The organism is Streptomyces sp. NBC_00425, from assembly GCF_036030735.1.
GTDB lineage: Bacteria > Actinomycetota > Actinomycetes > Streptomycetales > Streptomycetaceae > Streptomyces.
Map to the genome: position 1 here is coordinate 7352905 of NZ_CP107928.1, position 22490 is coordinate 7375394.

At 71.5% G+C, this 22490-nt stretch carries 20 protein-coding genes; 18 read left to right on the forward strand and 2 right to left on the reverse strand.

What is annotated here, in order from left to right; all coding sequences use genetic code 11:
* The first annotated feature begins 24 nt into the window (after positions 1-24).
* The 17 genes from OHS82_RS32290 to OHS82_RS32375 all read left to right on the forward strand — a co-directional run bounded on the left by OHS82_RS32290 (position 25) and on the right by OHS82_RS32375 (position 19257).
* Positions 25-621, forward strand: coding sequence for a TIGR03086 family metal-binding protein (locus OHS82_RS32290; RefSeq protein WP_328435060.1), 597 nt, complete (start codon positions 25-27; stop codon positions 619-621).
* Positions 622-695: 74 nt separating this feature from the next.
* Positions 696-1457, forward strand: coding sequence for an MBL fold metallo-hydrolase (locus OHS82_RS32295; protein ID WP_328435061.1), 762 nt, complete (start codon positions 696-698; stop codon positions 1455-1457).
* 220 nt (positions 1458-1677) lie between these two features.
* Positions 1678-2352, forward strand: a complete 675-nt coding sequence (locus tag OHS82_RS32300; RefSeq protein ID WP_057581242.1) for a GntR family transcriptional regulator — start codon at positions 1678-1680, stop codon at positions 2350-2352.
* Positions 2349-3260: a dihydrodipicolinate synthase family protein gene (locus OHS82_RS32305; protein ID WP_057581243.1), complete on the forward strand. Its 912-nt coding sequence runs from the start codon at positions 2349-2351 to the stop codon at positions 3258-3260. The genes OHS82_RS32300 and OHS82_RS32305 overlap by 4 nt, the downstream gene beginning before the upstream one ends.
* Positions 3257-4978, forward strand: coding sequence for an L-arabinonate dehydratase (gene araD, locus OHS82_RS32310; protein ID WP_057581244.1), 1722 nt, complete (start codon positions 3257-3259; stop codon positions 4976-4978). The genes OHS82_RS32305 and araD overlap by 4 nt, the downstream gene beginning before the upstream one ends.
* Positions 4979-5170: 192 nt before the next feature.
* Positions 5171-6106: a carbohydrate ABC transporter permease gene (locus OHS82_RS32315; RefSeq protein ID WP_057581245.1), complete on the forward strand. Its 936-nt coding sequence runs from the start codon at positions 5171-5173 to the stop codon at positions 6104-6106.
* A complete protein-coding gene (locus OHS82_RS32320) occupies positions 6103-7002 on the forward strand; it encodes a carbohydrate ABC transporter permease (protein WP_328435062.1) in 900 nt (299 codons plus the stop codon). Before OHS82_RS32315 ends, OHS82_RS32320 begins: the two co-directional genes overlap by 4 nt.
* 193 nt (positions 7003-7195) lie before the next feature.
* Entirely contained in the window at positions 7196-8356 is a 1161-nt protein-coding gene (locus OHS82_RS32330) for a Gfo/Idh/MocA family protein (protein WP_057581247.1), read from the forward strand.
* Positions 8356-9210: a PmoA family protein gene (locus OHS82_RS32335; protein ID WP_057581248.1), complete on the forward strand. Its 855-nt coding sequence runs from the start codon at positions 8356-8358 to the stop codon at positions 9208-9210. Before OHS82_RS32330 ends, OHS82_RS32335 begins: the two co-directional genes overlap by 1 nt.
* Complete coding sequence (locus tag OHS82_RS32340; RefSeq protein ID WP_328435063.1) at positions 9207-10727, forward strand: glycoside hydrolase family 43 protein; 1521 nt, start codon at positions 9207-9209, stop codon at positions 10725-10727. The genes OHS82_RS32335 and OHS82_RS32340 overlap by 4 nt, the downstream gene beginning before the upstream one ends.
* A gap of 557 nt (positions 10728-11284) precedes the next feature.
* Complete coding sequence (locus OHS82_RS32345; RefSeq protein WP_057581250.1) at positions 11285-12622, forward strand: ABC transporter substrate-binding protein; 1338 nt, start codon at positions 11285-11287, stop codon at positions 12620-12622.
* Between the two features lie 93 nt (positions 12623-12715).
* Positions 12716-13513 (forward strand): rhamnogalacturonan acetylesterase, encoded by a 798-nt coding sequence (locus OHS82_RS32350; RefSeq protein WP_057581251.1) that lies wholly within the window; start codon positions 12716-12718, stop codon positions 13511-13513.
* A gap of 57 nt (positions 13514-13570) precedes the next feature.
* A complete protein-coding gene (locus OHS82_RS32355; protein WP_057581252.1) occupies positions 13571-14890 on the forward strand; it encodes a pectate lyase family protein in 1320 nt (439 codons plus the stop codon).
* A gap of 89 nt (positions 14891-14979) precedes the next feature.
* The gene (locus tag OHS82_RS32360; protein ID WP_328435064.1) at positions 14980-16095 is read left to right on the forward strand and encodes a pectinesterase family protein; all 1116 of its coding nucleotides are present in this window, start codon (positions 14980-14982) and stop codon (positions 16093-16095) included.
* 4 nt (positions 16096-16099) lie between these two features.
* Positions 16100-17131, forward strand: a complete 1032-nt coding sequence (locus tag OHS82_RS32365; protein ID WP_057581330.1) for a pectinesterase family protein — start codon at positions 16100-16102, stop codon at positions 17129-17131.
* A 139-nt stretch (positions 17132-17270) separates the two neighbouring features.
* Entirely contained in the window at positions 17271-18383 is a 1113-nt protein-coding gene (locus OHS82_RS32370; protein WP_057581253.1) for a right-handed parallel beta-helix repeat-containing protein, read from the forward strand.
* 76 nt (positions 18384-18459) lie between these two features.
* Positions 18460-19257, forward strand: coding sequence for an HAD family acid phosphatase (locus OHS82_RS32375; protein ID WP_057581254.1), 798 nt, complete (start codon positions 18460-18462; stop codon positions 19255-19257).
* A gap of 45 nt (positions 19258-19302) precedes the next feature.
* Here the strand turns inward: OHS82_RS32375 and OHS82_RS32380 are convergent, their stop codons facing one another.
* Together OHS82_RS32380 and OHS82_RS32385 are read right to left on the reverse strand one after the other, a co-directional pair.
* Positions 19303-20172 (reverse strand): hypothetical protein, encoded by an 870-nt coding sequence (locus OHS82_RS32380; RefSeq protein WP_057581255.1) that lies wholly within the window; start codon positions 20170-20172, stop codon positions 19303-19305.
* Positions 20169-20732 (reverse strand): SigE family RNA polymerase sigma factor, encoded by a 564-nt coding sequence (locus OHS82_RS32385; RefSeq protein ID WP_057581256.1) that lies wholly within the window; start codon positions 20730-20732, stop codon positions 20169-20171. The genes OHS82_RS32380 and OHS82_RS32385 overlap by 4 nt, the downstream gene beginning before the upstream one ends.
* Positions 20733-20996: 264 nt before the next feature.
* Between OHS82_RS32385 and OHS82_RS32390 the strand changes: the two genes are divergently transcribed.
* Positions 20997-22448: an NCS2 family permease gene (locus OHS82_RS32390; RefSeq protein ID WP_057581257.1), complete on the forward strand. Its 1452-nt coding sequence runs from the start codon at positions 20997-20999 to the stop codon at positions 22446-22448.
* Positions 22449-22490: the final 42 nt, after the last annotated feature.

The following is a 22490-nucleotide window of genomic DNA, read 5'->3' on the forward strand; positions in this document are numbered from 1 at the left end:
CGCGGCGCTGCCGGTCCACCCCGTATGACCGACACGACCATCCCGTTCGACCTCGGCCCCCAGGCCGCCGTCGTGGCGCGCCTCGCGGAGGCGGTCCGCGACGACCGGCTCGACGACGGGACGCCCTGCCCCGGCTGCGCCGTCCGGAACCTGCTGGGGCACCTGACCGGCCTCGCCGTGGCCTTCCGCGACGCCGCCCGCAAGGACCTGGGCCCCACCACCGACACCCCGCCCGACGCCGCCGCGCCCGACGTCGGCCCCGGCTGGCGCGAGGAGCTCGCCAAGGCGCTCGACGCCCTCGCCGAGGCCTGGCGCGACCCCGCCGCCTGGACCGGCATGACCCGCGCCGGCGGCGTGGACCTGCCCGGCGCGGTCGCGGCCGCCGTCGCCGCCGACGAGCTGGTGATCCACGGCTGGGACCTGGCCCGGGCCACCGGCCAGGCGTACGAGCCCGACCCCGCGGCGCTGGCGGCGGCGCACGCCTTCCTCGCCGGCGCGGTCGACCCCGCCACCGGGAACGGCGTCTTCGGGCCCGTCGTCCCCGTCCCCGACGACGCGCCCCTGCTCGACCGGGCGCTGGGACTCAGCGGACGCGATCCGGGAGGGCCGGGCCGGCCGTAGACGCGGGCATCAGGTTGCCGTAGACGGACGTAGTCGGGGGGCGTCGGACGGGGGCGAAACGTACGCTCGCGACCATGCCCCTCAGTCTGACCGTCCTCGGAACCGCCTCTCCGCACCCGGCTCCGGGCCGCCCCTGCTCCGGCTACCTGGTGCGCGGAGCGGGGGCGGAGGTGTGGGTGGACGCCGGGCCGGGCACGTTCGCCGAATTGCAGCGGCACACCGATCCCGAGCGGCTCACGGCGATCTGGATCTCCCATCTGCACGCCGACCACAGCGCCGATCTCCTCGCCGCCGCCTATGCGTTCGCCTACGGCGGGATGACCCCGCCGGCCCCGATCCCGGTGTACGCGCCGCTCGACTGCGCCCGGCGCGTCGCGGGCTTCCTCGGCCGGTCGGACGTGCGGTTCCTCAGCGACGTCCTCGACTTCAGGGCCCTGTTCGACGGGCACACCGTGCGCCACTGGAACCTGCGCCTCACCTCGCGCGCGATGGCGCACGACACCGAGGCGTACGGGCTGCGCGTCGAGTGCCAGGGGAGCGTCCTCGCGTACTCCGGGGACACCGGCCCGTGCGGGGCGCTCACCGAACTCGCCTCCGGCGCCGACCTGTTCCTGTGCGAGGCGGACATCGACGGCCATCGCGAAGGCGAACATGACGAGCAGGTCCATCTCACGCCGGAGGACGCCGGGGACGCGGCCCGCAAGGCGGGGGTGCGCGAGCTGTACATCACCCATGTGGGTCCCACACTGACCCGCAAGGCGGCGACCGACCGGGCGGCCGTCGCCTTCGGCGGTCCGGCCCGTACCGCGCGCGAGGGCGAGACCATCCCCCTCTGAGCCGTTCTCTCTCCGAGCCGTTTTCCTCCGCCGTTCCCTCCGAGTCGTCCCCCTGAGTCGCCCCCGGAGCTTTCCCCTTCCGGCACTTCTTTGTCAGAAGCATTGACGAAACACAGAGGCGCTTCTACCTTCAACGCGTCGTACTTCGTACGTCATATATGAGACGCGATACGCGAGATCAGATACGCGACATCAGATACGCGACATCCGAGAGGCGCGCATGACCTCTGTGCCCACGCCGATCCCGTCCCGCACGCAGTACGTGCTGGAGGAGATCAAACGCCGCATCCTCACCGGGCGCCTGACGCCTGGTCAGGCCCTGGTCGAAACCGAGCTCGCCGCGCAGTTCGGGGTCTCCAAGACCCCGGTGCGCGAGGCACTCAAGACCCTGGCCGGCACCGGACTGGTCGTCATGAGCCAGTACAAGGGCGTCACGGTGCGCATGGTGGACGCGGACATGGCGCGCGAGGTGTACGACGTCCGCCTGCTCCTCGAACCCGAGGCGCTCAAGCGTGCCGTGCGCCGGGGCGCCTCCCTTGACGCCGCGCGCTCCGCGCTGACCAGGGCGGACGACGCGACCGACACCGCCGAACGCTCCCTCGCCAACCGGGAGTTCCACCGCGCCCTGTACCTGCCGTGCGGGAACCCGCTGCTCGGCCGGATGCTCGACGAGGTCCGCGACCAGGCCGCCCTGGTCTCCGCCGTCGCCTGGGCCGCCTCGCCCTCCTGGGAGCGGGAGGCCGGCGAGCACCGCGAGATCCTGCGGCTCGCCCTGGCCGGCGACGCCGACGGCGCGGCCCGCGCCCTGCACGCCCACATCGCGTCCTTCGTGCAACGGGCGTTCCCCGAGACCGCCGAGACGGACCGGTCACCCGAACAGGAAGGCCGGGAATGAGCAGCGTGGCGTTCGAGACCCAGCGTGCGGCCCTGGCCGACGTGGTGGCCATCCCGGTGACCCCGTTCGCCGAGGACGGCTCCGTCGACCGGGTCGCCCACCGGGCTCTGGTGCGCAGGCTGCTCGACGGCGGCATCACCACCCTCACTCCGAACGGCAACACCGGCGAGTTCTACGCCCTCGCCCCCGAGGAGCGCCGGCTGGTCCTCGAGCTGACCGCCGACGAGGCGGACGGACGGGCCGTGATTCTGGCCGGCGTCGGCCACGACGTGCCGACCGCCGTGGCCACCGCCCGGCACGCCCGTGAACTGGGCGCGCAGATGGTGATGGTCCACCAGCCGGTGCACCCCTACGTCTCGCAGAGCGGCTGGGTCGACTACCACCGGGAGATCGCCGAGGCGGTGCCGGAGCTGGGCGTCGTCCCCTACATCCGCAACGCGCAGCTGCACGGCGAACGCCTCGCCGAACTCGCCGACGCCTGCCCGAACGTCATCGGCGTCAAGTACGCCGTGCCGGACGCCTCGCGGTTCGCCGCCTTCGCGCGGGACGCGGGCCTGGAACGGTTCGTCTGGGTCGCAGGACTGGCCGAGCCGTACGCGCCCTCCTACTTCTCCGCCGGCGCCACCGGCTTCACCTCCGGACTGGTGAACGTCGCCCCGGCCGTCTCGCTGAACATGATCGAGGCGCTCCGCTCGGGTGACTACCCCGCCGCGATGAAGGTGTGGGAGCAGATCAGACGCTTCGAGGAACTGCGGGCGGCGGGCGGCTCCGCCAACAACGTCACGGTCGTCAAGGAGGCCCTCGCCTCCCTGGGTCTGTGCCGGCGCGAGGTCCGTCCGCCGAGCAGGACGCTGCCCGAGGACGAGCGCGCCGAGGTGGCCGCCATCGCCGCCGGGTGGTCCATATGAAGGCGCCCGAGGAACTGCGCAGCCACCAGTGGTTCGGGACCGAAGGTCTGCGGTCCTTCAGCCACCGCGCCCGCACCCGTCAGCTCGGCTATCTCCCCGAGGAGCACCTCGGCAAGCCGGTCATCGCGATCCTCAACACCTGGTCCGACATCAACCCCTGCCACGTGCACCTGCGCGACCGCGCACAGGCCGTGAAGCGCGGGGTCTGGCAGGCGGGCGGCTTCCCCCTCGAGTTCCCGGTCTCCACCCTCTCCGAGACCTTCCAGAAGCCGACCCCGATGCTCTACCGCAACCTGCTCGCGATGGAGACCGAGGAGCTGCTGAGGTCCTACCCGGTGGACGGGGCGGTGCTGATGGGCGGCTGCGACAAGTCCACGCCCGCCCTGCTCATGGGGGCGGCCTCGGTCGACCTGCCGACCGCCTTCGTGCCCGCCGGGCCCATGCTCCCGGGCCACTGGCGCAACGAGGTCCTCGGCTCCGGCACCGACATGTGGAAGTACTGGGACGACAAGCGGGCCGGTCTCATCGGCGACTGCGAGATGACCGAGCTGGAGAGCGGCCTGGCCCGTTCGCCCGGCCACTGCATGACGATGGGCACGGCGTCCACGCTGACCGCCGCGGCCGAGGCGCTGGGCGTCACGGTGCCGGGCGCGTCGAGCATCCCGGCCGTCGACTCCGGGCACGACCGGATGGCGGCCATGACCGGCATGCGCATCGTCGAACTGGTCCACAGCGACCGCAGGCTGAGCGACATCCTCACCGCGGAGGCGTTCGAGGACGCGGTGACGACCGTCCTCGGGCTCGGCGGTTCCACCAACGCCGTCATCCATCTCATCGCGATGGCCGGCCGCGCGGGCGTCCGGCTCACCCTCGACGACTTCGACCGCATCGCCCGCACGGTGCCGGTGCTCGCCGACGTACGCCCCGGCGGCCGCAAGTACCTCATGGAGGACTTCCACTTCGCCGGCGGCCTGCCCGGCTTCCTCTCCCGCATCACCGACCTGCTGCACCTGGACCGGCCGACGGTCTCCCACGACACCCTGCGCGAGCAGCTGGCCGGCGCGCAGGTGCACAACGACGACGTCATCCGGCTCCGGGACGACCCCGTGGCCGCCGAGGGCGGAGTCGCCGTGCTGCGCGGCAACCTCTGCCCGGACGGCGCGGTCATCAAGCACATCGCCGCCGAGGAGCACCTGCTCAAGCACACGGGTCCGGCCGTGGTCTTCGACGACTACCGGACCATGCAGCGGACGATCAACGACCCCGCCCTCGGCATCACCGCCGACAGCGTGCTCGTGCTGCGGGGCTCCGGGCCCAAGGGCGGCCCCGGCATGCCCGAGTACGGCATGCTGCCCATCCCCGACCACCTGCTGAAGCAGGGCGTGCGGGACATGGTGCGGATCTCCGACGCCCGGATGAGCGGCACCAGTTACGGCGCGTGCGTGCTGCACGTCGCGCCCGAGTCGTACGTCGGCGGTCCGCTGGCCCTGGTCCGCAGCGGGGACCCGATCACCCTCGACGTCGAGGCGCGCACCCTCCATCTCCATGTGGACGACGCGGAGCTGGAGCGGCGAAGGGCGCACTGGACGCCGCCGCCCACCCGTGACGAGCGCGGTTACGGAGCGCTCTACAACGAGCAGATCACGCAGGCCGACACCGGCTGCGACTTCGAGTTCCTCGCCCGTCCGGGCCGGGTCGCCGACCCGTACGCGGGCTGAACCACCGCACCACGGATCACCGCACCACGGATCACCGCACCACGGGATCACCGCACCACGCGACAACAGCAGGACGAGGCACACGCCTGCACAGGGAGAAAGCGCTTCCCGAAGGTCGCGCCTCGTACCTCGCCCCTCGCACCTGGTACGTCGCACGACGTACGCACGACGCACCGAGAACGGAGAACAGTGATGGCCCAAGCCGCAGCCGTGGCGAAACGGCCCGCGCCACCCCGGCGGCGCCGTGCCTCCGCCACGCCCCGCAGGCTGCCGTACCTGCTGATCGCGCCGGCGGCCCTGCTGATGCTGGGCTTCATCGCCTACCCGGTCGTCAGCGTCTTCTACTACAGCCTGCAGAACTACAACCCCACCAAACCGTGGCGCAACGGCTTCGCGGGCTTCGACAACTTCGTCCACGCCTTCACCGACGACCCGCAGTTCTGGGACACGCTGACCTTCAGCGCCCAGTGGGTCTTCGTCGAGGTCGGGCTGCAGCTGCTGTTCGGACTGGCGCTGGCGCTGATCGTCAACCAGACCTTCGTGGGACGTTCGCTCGGCCGCGCGCTGGTCTTCTCCCCGTGGGCCGTCTCCGGCGTGCTGACCTCCGCGATCTGGGTGCTGCTCTACAACTCCCAGACGGGCATCACCCGTTACCTCGCGGACATGGGGATCGGCGAGTACGGCACCAGCTGGCTTTCGGACACCTCCACCGTCTTCTCGGCGGCGATCGTCGCCGACCTGTGGCGCGGCGTCCCCTTCTTCGCGATCCTCATCCTCGCCGACCTGCAGTCCGTGTCGAAGGACCTGTACGAGGCCGCCGAGGTCGACGGCGCCGGCCGGATCAAGCAGTTCTGGCACATCACCCTGCCCCATCTGAAGGACGCCATCGTCCTGTCCACGCTGTTGCGCGCGGTGTGGGAGTTCAACAACGTCGACCTGCTCTACACGCTCACCGGCGGCGGCCCGGCGGGGGAGACCACCACCCTCCCGCTCTACATCGCCAACACCAGCGTCGACGGCCACAACTTCGGCTACGCGTCCGCGCTCACCACGGTCGCGTTCGTGATCCTGCTCTTCTGCTCGATGGTCTATCTGCGGCTCAGCAAGTTCGGAGGAGGCGACAAGTGATCACCAAGGAGGCCCCCGAGGTCGTGCCCGCCCCGGTGCGCGAGCCCGCCGCACCCGACCACCGCCCGTCCCGGCACAAGCGTGCCTGGGACGAGGCCCCCCGCTGGCAGATCTACGTCCCGCTGGGGATCTACCTCGTCTTCACCCTGGTCCCCTTCTACTGGATCCTGCTCTTCGCGCTCCGCCCGGCCGGCTCCACCTCGCTGGTGCCCTGGCCGATGACCTTCGACCACTTCGAGAAGGTCTGGAACGAGCGTGACTTCGCCGTCTACTTCCAGAACAGCATGCTCACCGGTGTGGCGACGCTGCTGCTGACCACCGGCGTGGCCCTGGCCGGCGGATACGCCCTCGCGCGCTTCGACTTCAAGATCAAGCGCGGTTTCATGCTCGCCCTGCTGTGCACCCAGTTCGTGCCCGGCGCGCTGCTGCTCGTCCCGCTCTTCCAGATCTTCGCCGAGCTGAAGATGATCAACTCGCTGGGCAGCGTCATCATCGCCGAGACGGTCTTCCAGCTGCCTCTGTCGATCATCCTGATCAGCGGCTTCATCCGGAACGTGCCCTACTCCCTGGAGGAGGCGGCCTGGGTCGACGGCTGCAACCGGTTCACCGCCTTCCGGATCGTCGTCCTGCCGCTGCTGCGGCCCGGGCTGATCGCCGTCGGCTCCTTCGCCTTCGTGCACGCCTGGAACCACTTCCTGTTCGCCCTGATGTTCCTCTCCGACCAGACCAAGCAGACGATCCCCGTCGGCCTCAACACCCTGATGAGCGCGGACAGCGTCGACCTGGGCGCGCTGGCGGCGGGCGGCATCATCGCCGCCGTCCCCGTGGTGATCGTCTTCGCCTTCATCCAGAAGTGGCTGATCACCGGGTTCAGCGCCGGGGCGGTGAAGGGATGAGGAGCCGTCGGGCCGTCACGTCCGCGGGAAGCCGGCCCGTGGGCCGCCCCGCGATCCACGGCGCCCACGACGGCGGCGGCGAGCGTCACCTCACGGCGGACGTCGGCCGGACGCCTACCCTGCACGCAAAGATCGACAGCGCCGCGGGAGCCGACCGCACGGTGGCACGCGGCGCGGGCGCAGGGAGGAATCCATGAGCACCGCTGTACCGATCGTCCTGGCGGGCGCGCGCGGCCACGGCCGCTGGCACCTGGACAACATCCGCAGGCTCCAGGACAAGGGCATCGTCCGTCTCGCGGGCGTCTGCGAACTGACCCCGCTGACCCCGGCCGAGATCCCCGAGGGCCTCGGCGCGCCCGAGCAGTCCGCGGACTTCGGCGCGCTGCTCGACTCCACCGGCGCCCGGATCGCCGTGGTGTGCACCCCGATCCCGACCCACGCCGATCTCGCGCTGACCGCGGCCCGCAAGGGCGTGCACCTGCTGCTGGAGAAGCCGCCGGCGCCGTCGTACGCGGAGTTTCGCCGGATGGCCGACGGGATCGCCGAGGCCGGCGTGGCCTGCCAGGTCGGCTTCCAGTCGCTGGGCTCGCACGCCGTGCCCGCGATCCGCGCCCTGATCCGCGACGGCGTGATCGGCGAGGTCACGGGGGTCGGCGGCGCCGGCGCCTGGGCCCGTGCCGAGTCCTACTTCCGGCGTGCCCCCTGGGCGGGCAGGCGGCGGCTGAACGGCGTCGACGTCATCGACGGGGCGCTCACCAACCCCCTCGCGCACGCCGTCGCCACCGCCCTCGCGCTGGCCGGGGCGACCCGCGCCGAGGACGTCGACGGCATCGAGACCGAGCTGGCGCACGCGAACGCCATCGAGTCCGACGACACCTCCTGCGTCCGCGTCACCACGGCCGACGGTCTGCAGATCGTCGTCGCGGCCACGCTGTGCGCCGAGGACCCCGACGACCCGTACGTCGTCGTGCACGGCAGCCGCGGCCGGATCACGTACTGGTACAAGCAGGACCGCGTCCTGCTCCAGCGAGCCGGCCACGGCCCCGAGGAGTTCGAGTACGGCAGCACCGACCTGCTGGAGAACCTGGTCGAGCATCTCGCCGACGGGACGGAACTGCTGGTCCCGCCCGCCGTCACCGAGTCGTTCATGCGGGTCGTCGAGGCGATCCGGGTCGCACCCGACCCGGTGCAGCTGCCCGACGACGCCTGGCGTCTGCTGCCCGACGAGGAACGACGCGTCGTCCCCGGCGTCGACGGCCTCGTCGCGGCCGCCGCCGACACCCTCGCCCTCTACTCCGAACTGGGCGCCCCCTGGGCGTTCACGACCGCGCATCCCAAGGAGGTGAGCCCCTGATGACCGCACAGGCACCCGACTCACCGGTCGTCCTGCGTGCCGCCGGCCGCCCGGTCGGCCGTTATGTCACGCGGCCCGAGCTGCCCGCCCGGCTCTCCCCGCGCCCCTATCTGCACCCCGTCACCACCCTGGCCGGCGTCACGGTCACCGAGCTCGGTCCCGCCGACCACCTTCACCACCTCGGCGTCGGTGTAGCCGTACCCGACGTCGAGGGGCACAACTTCTGGGGCGGTCGCACCTACGTCCGCGACCGGGGCCCGACCGAGCTGGACGACCACGGCGCGCAGCGGCACGCGTCCTTCCAGCTGCGCGACCCCGACGGCTTCGTGGAGGAGCTGCGCTGGGTGGCGTCGGGCACGGAGCTGCTGCGCGAGCGCCGGACGGTCGCGACGACCGAACTGACCGCCACCGCCTGGGCGCTGGACTTCACCTTCTCCCTCACCAACGTCTCGGGCGCCCCGCTGTCCATCGGCAGCCCGGCGACGAACGGACGTCCCGGCGCGGCCTACGGCGGCTTCTTCTGGCGGGCCCGCAAGGAGGACCGGGCCCCCGACGTCTTCACCGCGGGCACGGAGGGCGAGGCGTCCGTGCACGGCGCCCGCGCAGACTGGCTCGCGCTGGCCGGCGCGGGCTGGACGCTCGTCTTCGCGGGCGCCACCGCCGCCACCCGCCGCGACCCCTGGTTCGTCCGCACCGCGGAGTACCCAGGCGTCGGCTCTTCGCTGGCCTCCGTCGAACGGCTGCCCGTCCCGCCCGGGGAGACGGTCGTACGCCGGATCGTCACCGTCGTCGCCGACGGCCGTCTGGCCCGGGACGAGGCCGCGGCTCTGGTCCGCAAGGCGGTCAGCCAGTGACGGGGGAGCGGCACGCGACGTACACGAACCCGGTCCTGAACGCCGACTGGTCCGACCCGGACGTCGTGCGCGTCGGCGACGACTTCTACCTCACCGCCTCCAGCTTCGGCCGGGCGCCCGGACTGCCGCTGCTGCACTCGCGCGACCTGGTGAACTGGACCCTGGTCGGCCACGCCCTGGAACGCCTGGAGCCGGCGGGCGACTTCAGGACGCCGCGGCACGACTGCGGGGTGTGGGCGCCCTCGTTACGGCACCACGACGACCGTCTCTGGATCTTCTGGGGCGACCCCGACCAGGGTGTGTTCCAGGTCAACGCGCCCGGCATCCGCGGGCCTTGGACCCGTCCGCACCTGGTCAAGGCGGACAAGGGCCTGATCGACCCGTGTCCCCTGTGGGACGAGGAGAGCGGCGAGGCCTATCTGGTGCACGCCTGGGCGAAGTCACGCGCGGGCGTCAAGAACCGGCTCACCGGCCACCGTATGCACCCCGACGGGACGTCCCTCCTCGACCAGGGCAAGGTGATCGTCGACGGTGACGGCATCCCCGGCTGGTTCACCCTCGAGGGCCCGAAGCTCTACCGGCACGACGGCTGGTTCTGGATCTTCGCCCCGGCCGGAGGCGTGGAGACCGGTTGGCAGGGCGCGTTCCGGGCGCGCGAGTTCTTCGGCCCGTACGAGGAGCGGATCGTCCTGGAGCAGAAGGACACCGAGGTCAACGGCCCGCACCAGGGCGGCTGGGTGCGCACCCCGTCCGGCGAGGACTGGTTCGTGCACTTCCAGCAGCGCGGCGCGTACGGCCGGGTCGTCCACCTCCAGCCGATGCGCTGGGACGGTGCGGGAGGCTGGCCGGTGATCGGCGACGAGGGCGCCCCCGTCCTGACGCACCGGCGGCCCGCTCTGCCCGCGCAGCCGCCCGCGGCGCCCGCCGCCGACGACGACTTCCCCGGCGGGCGCCCGGGCCGTCAGTGGTCGTGGACGGCCAACCCCCATGACGGCTGGGCCGTCCGGCACTCGGCCGACGGACTGCGGCTGACCTGCGTGCGAACACCGGACGCGCATGATCTGCGCACCCTGCCGAACGTCCTCACCCAGCGGCTGCCCGGTGTCCCCTCCGCCGTAGAGGTGGACTTGCGGCTGCACAGCGAGGAACCGGGAGCACGCGCCGGACTCACGGTCCTCGGCGACGCGTTCGGCTGGATCGGGCTCCAGCGGGACGCCGACGGCACGGTCAGGCTCGTCCACCGGTTCGCCGAGCCGGTCGCCGGGAGGGAGCGGGACGCGTCCCGCCCACGCCTCGCCCCCGACGGTCGGGCACGGCTGCGGATCGAGATCGGCGCGGGCGCGCGCTGTGGTTTCGCGTACGACGTCGGCGACGGCCCGCGTCCTTCGGGTCCCGTCTTCGCGGCCACCCCCTGGCGCTGGGTGGGGGCCCTGCTCGGCCTCTTCGCCGTCGCGCCGGTCGGCACCGGGCACGCCGGTGCGGCCACGTTCAGCGAGTTCCGTATCAGACCGCTCTGACCCACTTCCGCCGTAAGCCTGTTGGGAGCCGCAATGACGCACTTCCCTAGCAAGCGCTTGCCAGGACCGGCCGCGGCCCTGGCGGCCGTCACCGTGGCACCGGGGACCGCCTCCGTGCCGGGGACGGCCATGGTGCCCGGGACCGCCATGGCGCCTGGAACCGTTGCCGCGGCGAAGGCCGCGCGGATCGGTGACGCGCTCGCGCTCAAGTCCCGTGGTGACCATGACGCGTTGACGACCGACCGCCCCGGGCCGACGGTGCCCGGTCGGGTGTGCGTGCGGGACCCGTCGCCGTCGACCGGTCCGAGCGGGTTCCCGCGGCGGGACGCCCGGTTCGCGGAGCACCGCACCCACGGGCCGGGGCGACCGCCACCGCCGACCGCCACCGCCGACCGCCCTCGGCCGAGCGACGCGTGCGCGAAGGCGCATACCGTCGCGGCCCACCCCGAGGGCGAGGACGGCTGGGCGACCGCGCCGCCGCACCACCCACCGCACCACCCATTGACCCCCCACAACTTCATATCTCCGCAGGGATCCGGAAGAAGAGAGCCGACCACATGACAAGCAGCATCCGCAGAAGCAGGCGCGCCGCCCTGGCCCTCGCCGTGGGAACCGTGCTCGCGCTGACCGCCACCGCCTGCGGTGACGACGGCAGCGGCGCGGCGGGAGACAAGGGAGGCGACGGCTCCGGCAAGGGGGAGATCACCTTCTGGGACAACAACGGCGGCCCCCGCACCGACGTCTGGAAGGAGATCATCGCCGACTTCGAGAAGGCGAACCCGGACATCAAGGTGAAGTACGTCGGTGTGCCCTCCGACAGCGTCCAGTCCAAGTACGACACCGCCATCCAGGGCGGCGGACTGCCCGACGTCGGAGGGGTGGGCACCGCGATGCTCGCCGAGGTGGCGGCGCAGGGCGCCCTCGAACCGCTCGACGGCCGTCTGGACAAGAGCGGGCTCGGCGGCAAGCTCAACGCGAAGTTCCTGGACAGCGTCAAGGCCGCCGGCGTCGACGGCAAGACGTATTCCGTGCCGACCTCCGCCAACAACGGCACTCTCTGGTACCGCACGGACCTCTTCCAGAAGGCGGGCCTGGACGCGCCGACCACCTGGTCGAAGTTCTACGCGGCCGCCGACAAGCTGACCGACAAGGACAAGAACGCCTTCGGTTACACCATCCGCGGCGGTTCCGGCTCGATCTCCCCGGCCCTCGACGCGACCTACGGGCAGAGCGGGATCACCGAGTTCTGGAGCGGTGACAAGACCACCGTCAACGACCCGAAGAACGTGGCCGCGCTGGAGAAGTACGTCGGCCTGTACAAGAAGGACACCCCGGCCGCCGACGTCAACAACGACTTCACCAAGATGGTCGCCCAGTGGGACTCCGGCACCATCGGCATGCTGAGCCACAACCTGGGCTCGTACAAGGACCACCAGAAGGCGCTGGCGGGCAAGTTCAAGGGCGTCCCCGCTCCGACGGCGGACGACGGCACCCGGGTACAGGTCTCCAACCCGGTGGACGGGCTGGGCCTGTTCAAGACGAGCAAGAACAAGACCGCCGCATGGAAGTTCATCGAGTTCGCCGCCTCGCACCAGTCGAACAGCAAGTGGAACAAGTCGGCGGGGCAGGTGCCGGCCAACCTCGAGGCGGCGCAGGACAGCTGGGTACAGGAGTCCGAGCCCACGAAGCTGGCCGCCGAGGCGCTGACGGGCACCACCACGAAGATCGTGCAGCTGCCCTACTACCTGCCCGACTGGAACACCGTCTCGAAGGCGGACAACGAGCCGAACTTCCAGAAGCTGCTGCTCGGCAAGATGACGGCGAAGCAGTTCCTGGACACGCTGGCCGACCAGCTGAACACCGCCCAGGCCGACTGGAAGAAGAACCACAAGTAACCGCTCGGGCGACTGTCGTCGCGGGGGCACCGCCGGCCCGCCCCGGCCGGTCGCGCGGTTCCCCCGTCTCCCACCCGCGAAAGGTGCACGTTGGTGTCCCTCACCCGCAGACAGGTCACCGCCGCGGCGCTCGCCGCCGTTCCGTTCGGCGCCATGGCCGCCGGTCCCGCTCACGCCGGCGCCCGCCGGACCCGCACGCTCTACATCGCCGGCGACTCCACCGCCGCCCAGAAGTACTCCGACGCCGCACCCGAGACCGGGTGGGGCATGGCACTGCCCTTCTTCCTGCACACCGGACTGCCCGTTGCCGACCACGCGGTGAACGGCCGCAGTTCCAAGAGCTTCATCGACGAGGGCAGGCTCGACGCCGTCCTCGCGGCGATCCGGCCGGGGGACCTGCTGCTCGTCCAGTTCGCGCACAACGACGAGAAGACGACCGACCCCACCCGCTACACCGAGCCCTGGACGACGTACCAGGACTGCCTGCGCCAGTACCTCACCGGCGCCCGGGCGAAGGGGGCCAGGCCGGTCCTCGTCACGCCCGTGGAGCGGCGACGGTTCGACGCCGCGGGCACGGCCCTGCCGACGCACGGGGAGTACCCCGCCGCCATGCGCGCGCTCGCCGCGCAGGAGCGGGTCGCGTTGCTCGACGTCCAGGCGCTGTCGCTGGCGCTCTGGCAGCGACTGGGCGTCGAGGAGACGAAGACGTACTTCAACTGGACCGCGACCGAGCAGGACAACACGCACTTCAACCCGCCGGGCGCGATCGCCGTGGCGCGGCTCGTCGTACGGGAGCTGCTGCGCACGAGGGTGCTGGCCCCGTGTGACGCGGTCCGGCTGAACGAGCAGATCCCCGCGTCCTGGATCACCTGGCCCGACCCGCTGACGTAGTAGTCCCTCCCCGCGGGCGTGGCCCGCCCCGCGACGTGACAGAAGGAGACCCGCACAGTGCGTACACAGAGATGTCATGGACGTGTCATTGCTGCCCTGGTGGGCTGCACCGCGCTGGTGCTGTCCGTGACCGGCACGACGTCCGCCCAGGCCCGGCCCGCCGCCCGCGACCTCGGCCGGCAGGCGCTGCCCGCGAACGACGGCTGGGCCTCGTACGGCACCGGCACGACGGGCGGCTCGGCCGCCGACGCCGCCCACGTCCACACCGTCACCACCTGGGCCGAGTTCAAGGCCGCCCTCGCCGCCGGGGGCGACACACCGAAGATCATCAAGGTGAAGGGCGTCATCGACGCCGTCGCCGAGGGCTGCGACGCCTTCGCCGCGCCCGGATACGACTTCGACGCCTATCTGGCGAAGTACTCGCCCGAGGCCTGGGGACTGGACACCGATCTCGCCGCCGAACCCGACGGCAGTCCCGAAGGGCTGCGGCGGGTGTCGGCCGCCAACCAGGACAAGGCCATCAAGGCGAACGTCCCCTCCAACACCACCATCGTCGGCGTCGGCCGGGGCGCCGGGTTCAAGGGCGTCAGCCTGCAGATCAAGGCCGTCGACAACGTGATCCTGCGCAACCTGTCCTTCGAGTCGCCCATCGACTGCTTCCCCCAGTGGGACCCGACCGACGGCGCCAAGGGCAACTGGAACTCCGAGTACGACACCGCCGTGGTCTACGGCGCCACGCACGTCTGGCTCGACCACAACACGTTCACCGACGGCACCCACCCCGACAGCGCCGCCCCGACCTACTTCGGCATGCTCTACCAGCAGCACGACGGCGAACTCGACATCGTGCGCGGCGCCGACTACGTCACCGCCTCCTGGAACGTCTTCAGCGACCACGACAAGACGATCCTCATCGGCAACAGCGACAGCGAGTCCACCGCCGCCGGCGACCGGGGGCACCTGCGCACCACCTTCCACCACAACCTGTTCGCGAACCTGGTCGAACGCGCGCCCCGCGTCCGCTTCGGGCAGGTCGACTCCTACAACAACCACTTCGTCGCGAACGGCGACTACTCCTACAGCTTCGGCATCGGCAAGGAGTCCAAGCTCGTCGCCGAGCACAACGCGTTCACCCTGCCGCAGGGGGTCAGCGCGGCCAAGGTGCTCAAGCGGTGGAACGTCTCGCCGCTGACCGCCGCCGACAACTACGTCAACGGTGTGCAGACCGACCTGATCGCCGTCCACAACGCCCAGATCCCCGCCGAGACCCTCGAGTCCGGCGCCGGCTGGACCCCCACCCTGCGCACCAGGGTCGACCCGCCGAAGGCGGTGCCCCGCATCGTCGACTGCGGCGCGGGCGCGGGACGCCTCGGCTGACCTCGCACCACCCGACCGACGGCCGGGGCGACGACGCCCTTCGTCGCCCCGGCCACCCCCGCAGAGCCGCACCGTCAAGGAGCACCCGCATGCACCCCGTTTCGAGAAGGCGGTTCCTCGCCGTGAGCGCGGGCACGGCCGGCGCCCTCGCCCTGACCGCCCCGTCCGCCCGGGCCGTCGCCGTCGGCCGCCGCCCGTTCGGCCGCCACGGCTCCCCGGCCGCCCGCCGCACCCCGCAGACCCTCTACGTCGACCCGCTCGGCCGGGGCGACTTCACGACCGTGCGGGACGCCGTCGCCGCGGCCGCGGGCAGCGGCTGGACCCTCGTCCTCGCCCCCGGCGTCTACCGGGAGACGGTGGTCCTCGACGCCACCCGCGCCGAGGCCACCTGGATCGGCGCCTCCGAGGACCCCCGGGACGTCGTGATCGTCCATGACAACGCGGCCGGCACCCCCAAGCCCGGCGGCGGCACCTACGGCACCACCGGCTCGGCCACCGCCACCCTGCAGGCCGCCGGTTTCACCGCCCACCGGATCACCTTCGCCAACGACTGGCTGCGCGCCGACCACCCCGACATCACCGGCACCCAGGCCGTCGCCGTCAAGGTCCAGGGCGACCGCTCCGCCTTCCACCACTGCCGCTTCCTCGGGCACCAGGACACCCTGTACGCCGACTCGATGTCCCTGACCGCCTTCGCCCGGCAGTACTACGCGCACTGCTACGTGGAGGGAGACGTCGACTTCGTCTTCGGCCGCGCCACCGCCGTCCACGAGCAGTGCCACTTCCGCACCTTGAACCGCACCGACCTGGCCGCCGCGCCCTACGGCTTCGTCTTCGCGCCCTCCACGGCGGGCGCCAACCCGCTCGGCCAGCTGGTCGTCCGGAGCCGGATCAGCAGCGAGGCCCCCGACGCCTTCTACAAACTGGCCCGCCCCTGGGTGCCCAGCTCCGACACCACCGCCCGCCCGATGCTCACCGTCCGCGACACCTGGATGGACGCCGGCATCGACGCGGCCGCGCCCTACACGAACATGTCGGCCTCCTTCCCCTGGCAGAACCAGCGGTTCGCCGAGTACCGCAACAGCGGGCCGGGAGCGCGGATCACCGTCCCCGAGAACCGCCCGCAGCTCACCCGCGACCAGGCAGGGTCCGCGACCCGCGAGGCCCACCTCGGCGACTGGGAGCCCTGGAAGGGGGCGTGCTGAGATGCTGTCCCGACGCACACTTCTGGCCGCCGCCACCGGCGCCGCCCTGCTCGCCGGGGCGCCCGCCGCCCACGCGCGGTCCCGCCGCGTCCTGCACGTCCGCCCGGGCGACAGCGTCCAGGCGGCCGTGGACGCGGTCGACGGCCCCGGCTGGACGATCGTCGTCCACCCGGGAACGTACCGGGAGGTCGTCGTCGTCCCGGCGGACACGGCCGAGCTGACCCTGCGCGGCGCGAGCCGCGACCCGCGCGCCGCCGTCGTGGTGTACGACAACGCGGGCGGCACTGCCAGGCCGGACGGTTCGGGCGCCTACGGCACCGCGGGCTCCGCCACCTTCGCCTCCGCCGCACCCGGACTCACCGTGCGCGACCTCACCCTCGCCAACGACTGGCTGCGCGCCGACCACCCGGAGATCACCGGCACCCAGGCGGTGGCCGCCTACGTCACCGGCGACCGCACGCACTTCGAGAACGTCCGACTCCTCGCCCACCAGGACACCCTCTTCGCGGACACCACCGCACTCGACGCCTTCGACCGGCAGTACTTCCACCGCTGCCACATCGAGGGCGACGTCGACTTCGTCTTCGGGCGGGCCCGGGCCGTCTTCGACGGCTGCCGCTTCCACACCCTGCGCCGGGACGTGGCCTTCACCCCCAAGGGCATGGTCTTCGCACCGGCCACCGCCCGGGCCGACCCCTACGGCTTCCTCGCCCTGCGCAGCCGGATCACCTCCGAAGCGGAGGACGCCGCGTACAAGATCGCGCGGCCCTGGGTGCCGTCCTACGAGACGACCGCCTGGCCCTCGCTGGTCGTCCGGGACACCTGGATCGGCCCCGGCATCGACGCGGTGACGCCGTACGTCAACATGCGCGAGGCCTACCCGTGGCAGACCATGCGCTTCCGCGAGTACGCCAACTGCGGTCCGGGTGCGGCGGCGCCGGTCCCGGAGAACCGGCCTCAGCTGACCGCGGCGGAGGCGGCCCTGCACACCCCGCGGACGTATCTGGGGGACTGGAGACCCTACGGGCGCCGGTGACCCCGGCGGCGTCCCGCCCGCTCCACCCCGTTCCTCCCCCCCATCCCTCCCCCACCTCCGCTCTGTCTCCTCCCGGTTCCCCCCACCGCCGCGTCTCCTCCCCACTTCCCCCGTGAACGACGGAAAGGACCCGCACTCCATGTCTCGTCGTACCGCTCGTCTCGCCCTCGCCGCCCTCGCCCTCGGTTGCGGACTCGCCGTCCTGCCCACCCAGGCACAGGCCGCCACCGTGGTGGTCAGCAACTCCACCGACCTGTCCAACGCCATCAAGAACGCCACCGCGGGCACGGTCATCCAGGTCCGGGCCGGCACCTACTACCCGACCGCCACCCTCCAGTCGACGGCCAACGGCACCTCCTCCTCCCCGGTGACCCTCACGGCGTACGGCTCGGAGACGGTGAAGATCGACGGATCGTCCCTGCCCGACGGCGCCTGGATCTTCAAGCTGACCGCCGACTACTGGAACGTCTCCAACCTCACCTTCCAGAACTCCCCGGACAGCGCGGTCGTCTGCCAGTCCTGCACGGGGACCGACTGGAACAACGTCAAGACCGTCAACGGCGGCGACTCCGGCTTCACCCTCACCGGCGACGGGACGGTCGACAACACCGTCAGGAACATCGACAGCTACGGCAACTACGACGCCGCCAACCACGGAGAGAACGCCGACGGCATCGCCGTGAAGTTCGGCTCCGGCAGCGGAAACCTCATCACCGGGGCCCGCCTCTACAACAACGCGGATGACGGCATCGACTTCTGGTCCTTCTCCTCGCCCGTCACCGTCGAGCACACCTGGTCCTTCGGCAACGGCGTCAACCGCTGGTCCGATGCGGCCTTCGCGGGCGACGGCAACGGCTACAAACTGGGCGGCGACGGCGAGGTGGTCGCCCACGTCGTCAACAACTCCGCGGCCTGGGGCAACGCCGGGAACGGCTTCACGGAGAACTCCAACACCGGCGCGCTCGTCCTCAACCGCACCACCGCCTACGCCAACAGCAAGTGGGGCTACTACTTCGCCACCAGCTCGGCCAGGCTCGGCAAGAACCTCGCGGTGAGCAACGGCGGCGGCTCGGTCGGCAAGGGCTCGAAGGTCACCTCGTCCGGCAACAACTGGGACTCCGGCGTCTCGACGCCCGCCTTCCGGTCGACGGACGCGAGCAGCGCCTACAACGCCCGCGGCGCAGGCGGCGCCCTGCCCGCGACCACGTTCCTGACCACCGGGTCGACGACCATCGGAGCGACCATGAACTGAGCCGTCGGGGCGCTTGACCCGTTTTTTGCCCGGCGGGTCTCGCGCTCACCCGCGTGACGCGCGTAGAAAACGTGTCATGCATAAGCCACTGCGCATCGCGGCCGTCGCCGCGGCCTGCGCCGTCGCCGGCGCCGCGCTCTACGGCGCCGGCGCGGCCACGGCCGGCCAGTCCACGGCCAACTCCACGCACGAGCCCTACAACATCGGGCTCCTGGTGAAGGACATCGACACCTACTACGGCACCGCCCCGGACGCGAACGGCGTGTACCAGGCGTCGCCGGCCAGCCCGTACGCCAAGGACCTCGCGAGCATCGACAAGGCCGCGCGGAAGTACATCGACCAGGCTGCCCGCAAGGCGGTCAGGAAGCACGAGCGGCCCGCGGTCGTCTTCGACATCGACGACACCCTGCTGCTCAGCCTCGACTACGAGAAGCGGTACAACTACACCTACAACTCCGCCACTTGGGCGGCGTACGTGAACAAGGCCGACCGCCCGGCGGTCTTCGGCAGCCCCGAACTGGTGCAGTACGCCGAGAAGAAGGGCGTCGAGGTCTTCTACAACTCGGGTCTCGGCGAGGCCCAGCGCACCGCCGCGGTCGAGAACCTGAAGAAGGTGGGCGCCGACGTCAACCTCGACGCCGCGCACATGTTCCTCAAGAACGCCGCCGCTCCGCCGTCCTACCTGAGCGCCTGCGCCACCCCGGGCGCCTGGACCTGCACGACGGTCCAGTACAAGTCCGGCACCCGCAAGCACATCGAGGACGACCTCGGGTACGAGATCATCGCCAACTTCGGCGACCAGTACTCCGACCTCGAGGGCGGCTACGCCGACCGCACGTACAAGCTGCCGAACCCGACGTACTTCGTCGGCTGACGTCCCGTGCGGGGGCGGGACCGTTCCCGTCCCCGCACGGCATGCTCAGTCCTTGTCGTCGTCGTGCGAGGCGAAGTCGCCGCCCACGACGATCTGACGGCCGTCCGAGCGGCCGGTGACCGCATAGGCGTCGTCCTTCGCGTCACGGCCGCCGCGGTCGTGGTCGTACTGCCCGGCGAACACCCACTCGCCCTTGGGGACCGTACGGCCCTGCCTGAGCACCCAGGTGTAGACGAGGAAGCCGTCCCGTTCGGCCGCGGTGAACTCGAAGTCGCCCTCGGGCAGCGAGCGCCAGGCGCCCGTCGACGAGACCCCGCCGGTCTGCGCGACCTTCAGCTGCACGGTGAGCGCGGTGAGCGCCTCGGACGTCTTCAGCGTGACGTTGCTCTGCGCCCAGAAGTCGTTGCTGTGCAGGTCGAGCGAGCCGTCCGACCACAGCGGGCCCTCCGCCTCGTCGGTCGTGGCCGGCAGCAGGGAGGCCGCGGGCGCGGAGGGCTTGGCCGCAGGGCTCTTCGGCGGGGAGACGCCCGGCCCGGCCGGCGTCCTGCCGCCGCCCGGGGTCCGAGTCGGCCGGGGAGAGACCGGAGGGCGGCTGGTGGCGCCCGGCGACTCGACCGGCGGCGAGGAGACGGAGACGGCCGGCTGCGCCGGGGCGCCGCCCTTCACCGCGGATGCCACCGCGTAACCGCCGACCGCGAGCAGGCCCGCGACCGCGGCCGTCGCGCCCACGATCCGCGCCCAGCTCCACAACGGCGGGCGGGTCGCCCGATGGGCGGAGCGGACCTGCGCCTGTCCCTGTCCGGCCATCCCACGCTCGACCCGGGCCAGGATGCGCGCCCGGTCGGGCTCGTGCGCCTCGGCCGCCGCGTGCAGCCGGGTGCGCAGTTCGCCGTGCACGTCCCGCTGCGTCGTCATCGGTCCCTCCCTGCGGCCTGACGGTCGCGTGCCATCGCAGGCACCCTGAGCGGAGCACTCTTGCCGCCCAGCAGCCTCTGCAGCTCGGCCATCCCCTTGGAGGTCTGGCTCTTCACCGTACCCACGGAGACGCCGAGCGCGAGCGCGGTGTCCTTCTCCGACAGATCGAAGGCGTGCCGCAGCACCACGCAGGCCCGTTTGCGGAACGGCAGTCTACGCAGCGCCGACTGCACGTCCACGACGCCGGCGACGTCGGGATTCTCGGTCTTCTCCTCGCGCTGCGACCAGAACAGCGCGATCCTGCGGCGCTCGCGGACGGCGCTGCGGATGCGGGTGCGGGCGAGGTTGGCGACCACTCCGCGCGCGTACGCGACCGGGTGGTCGGCGGCGCGCACCCGGTCCCAGCGGTTCCACAGCGCGAGCAGTGCGTCCGCCGCCAGGTCGTCGGCGGCGTCCGTCTCGCCGGTCAGCAGGCAGGCGAGACGGGACAGTTCGGCGTAGTGGCGGTCGAAGAAGGCGTGGAACTCCACGGAGGCGGCGTCGTCGACGACTGTGCCCACGGGTGACCTCTTCTCGATGCGACCTGTGCTGTGCGTGCCATGTGGATGACATGGGGATGTCCCGGGGAGGCGGTCGGGACGAGATCGGGAAGCGTAGCAGTGCGCGACCGCCCGGTTCGGTCGGGGGTTCGAACGTCACATGGCAGGTCGAACGTGTCCGGAGCCCGATTCCGTAACACGGCGAAAACCTGAAGAGGGTTCAACGAGGGAACAATCCAGCCAGCATCCGCATCGAGATCGTTCCGGCCCCTAGGAGTGGCAGCCATGTCCGAGACGCAGCAGAAGGCCGACCGGCCCACCCGTGAGAGACCGGCGGTGAACAGCGTCGACCGGTACTTCCGGATATCCGAACGAGGGTCCACGTTCGCCCGGGAGATACGCGGCGGCACCGCCACGTTCTTCACCATGGCCTACATACTTGTCCTGAATCCCATCATCCTGGGCAGCGCCGAGGACAAGTTCGGGCACCGCCTCGACAGCGTCCAACTCACCACCGCCACCGCCCTGGTGGCCGCGGTGATGACCATCGTCATGGGCGTCGGCGGCAACCTTCCCCTCGCGCTCGCCGCGGGTCTCGGCCTGAACGCGGTCGTCGCGTTCCAGATCGCCCCGCTGATGAGCTGGGACGACGCGATGGGCCTCATCGTCCTCGAAGGCCTGCTGATCTGCGTGCTGGTGGCGACCGGGCTGCGCGAGGCCGTCATGCACGCCATCCCGCAGCCGCTCAAGCAGGCGATCAGCGTCGGCATCGGCCTGTTCATCGCCTTCATCGGCTTCGTCGACGCCGGCTTCGTCAGCCGCATCCCCGACGCCGCGCACACCACCGTCCCCGTCCAGCTCGGCGGCACCGGCACGCTGGGCGGCTGGCCCGTCCTCGTCTTCTGCCTCGGCGTGCTGCTGACCGTCGCACTGCTCGCCCGCAAGGTCAAGGGCGCGATCCTGATCAGCATCGTGACGATGACGCTGCTCGCGATCGTCATCGACTCGCTCGCCGACATCAAGTCCTGGGGACTGACCACGCCTTCGTGGCCGGACGACGTCGTCGGCGCCCCGGACTTCGGGCTGATCGGACACTTCAGCCTGTTCGGCGCGTTCGGTCAGACCGGTGTGGTCACCGTCGTCCTGCTGGTCTTCACGCTCCTCCTGTCCGACTTCTTCGACACCATGGGCACGGTCGTCGGCATCAGCGCCGAGGCCGGACTGCTGAACGACAAGGGCGAGGTGCCCAACCTGGGCCGCGTGCTGCTCATCGACGGCGCGGCGGCGGTCGCGGGCGGCGCGGCCTCGTCGTCCTCCGCGACCTCCTACATCGAGTCGGCGGCCGGCGTGGGCGAGGGCGCGCGCACCGGGTTCTCCAACCTCGTCACCGGCGCGCTCTTCGCCCTCGCGCTGTTCCTCACGCCGGTCCTCACCATCGTCCCGCTCCAGGCGGCCGCCCCGGCCCTCGTCGCCGTCGGCTTCCTGATGATGACCCAGGTCAAGAGCATCGACTGGGACAGGTACGAGATCGCGATCCCGGCCTTCCTCACCATCGCGGTGATGCCCTTCACCTACTCGATCACCAACGGCATCGGCGCCGGCTTCGTCGCGTACGTCGTCGTCAAGACCGTGCTCGGCAAGGCGAAGGAGGTGCACTGGCTGCTGTGGGGGGCCTCGGCGATGTTCCTGGTGTACTTCGCGATCGACCCGATCGAGCAGATCCTCGGCGTCAAGTGACGTGACGGGGGCGGCCGTTCCCCGGTCCGCCCCCGCAACCGC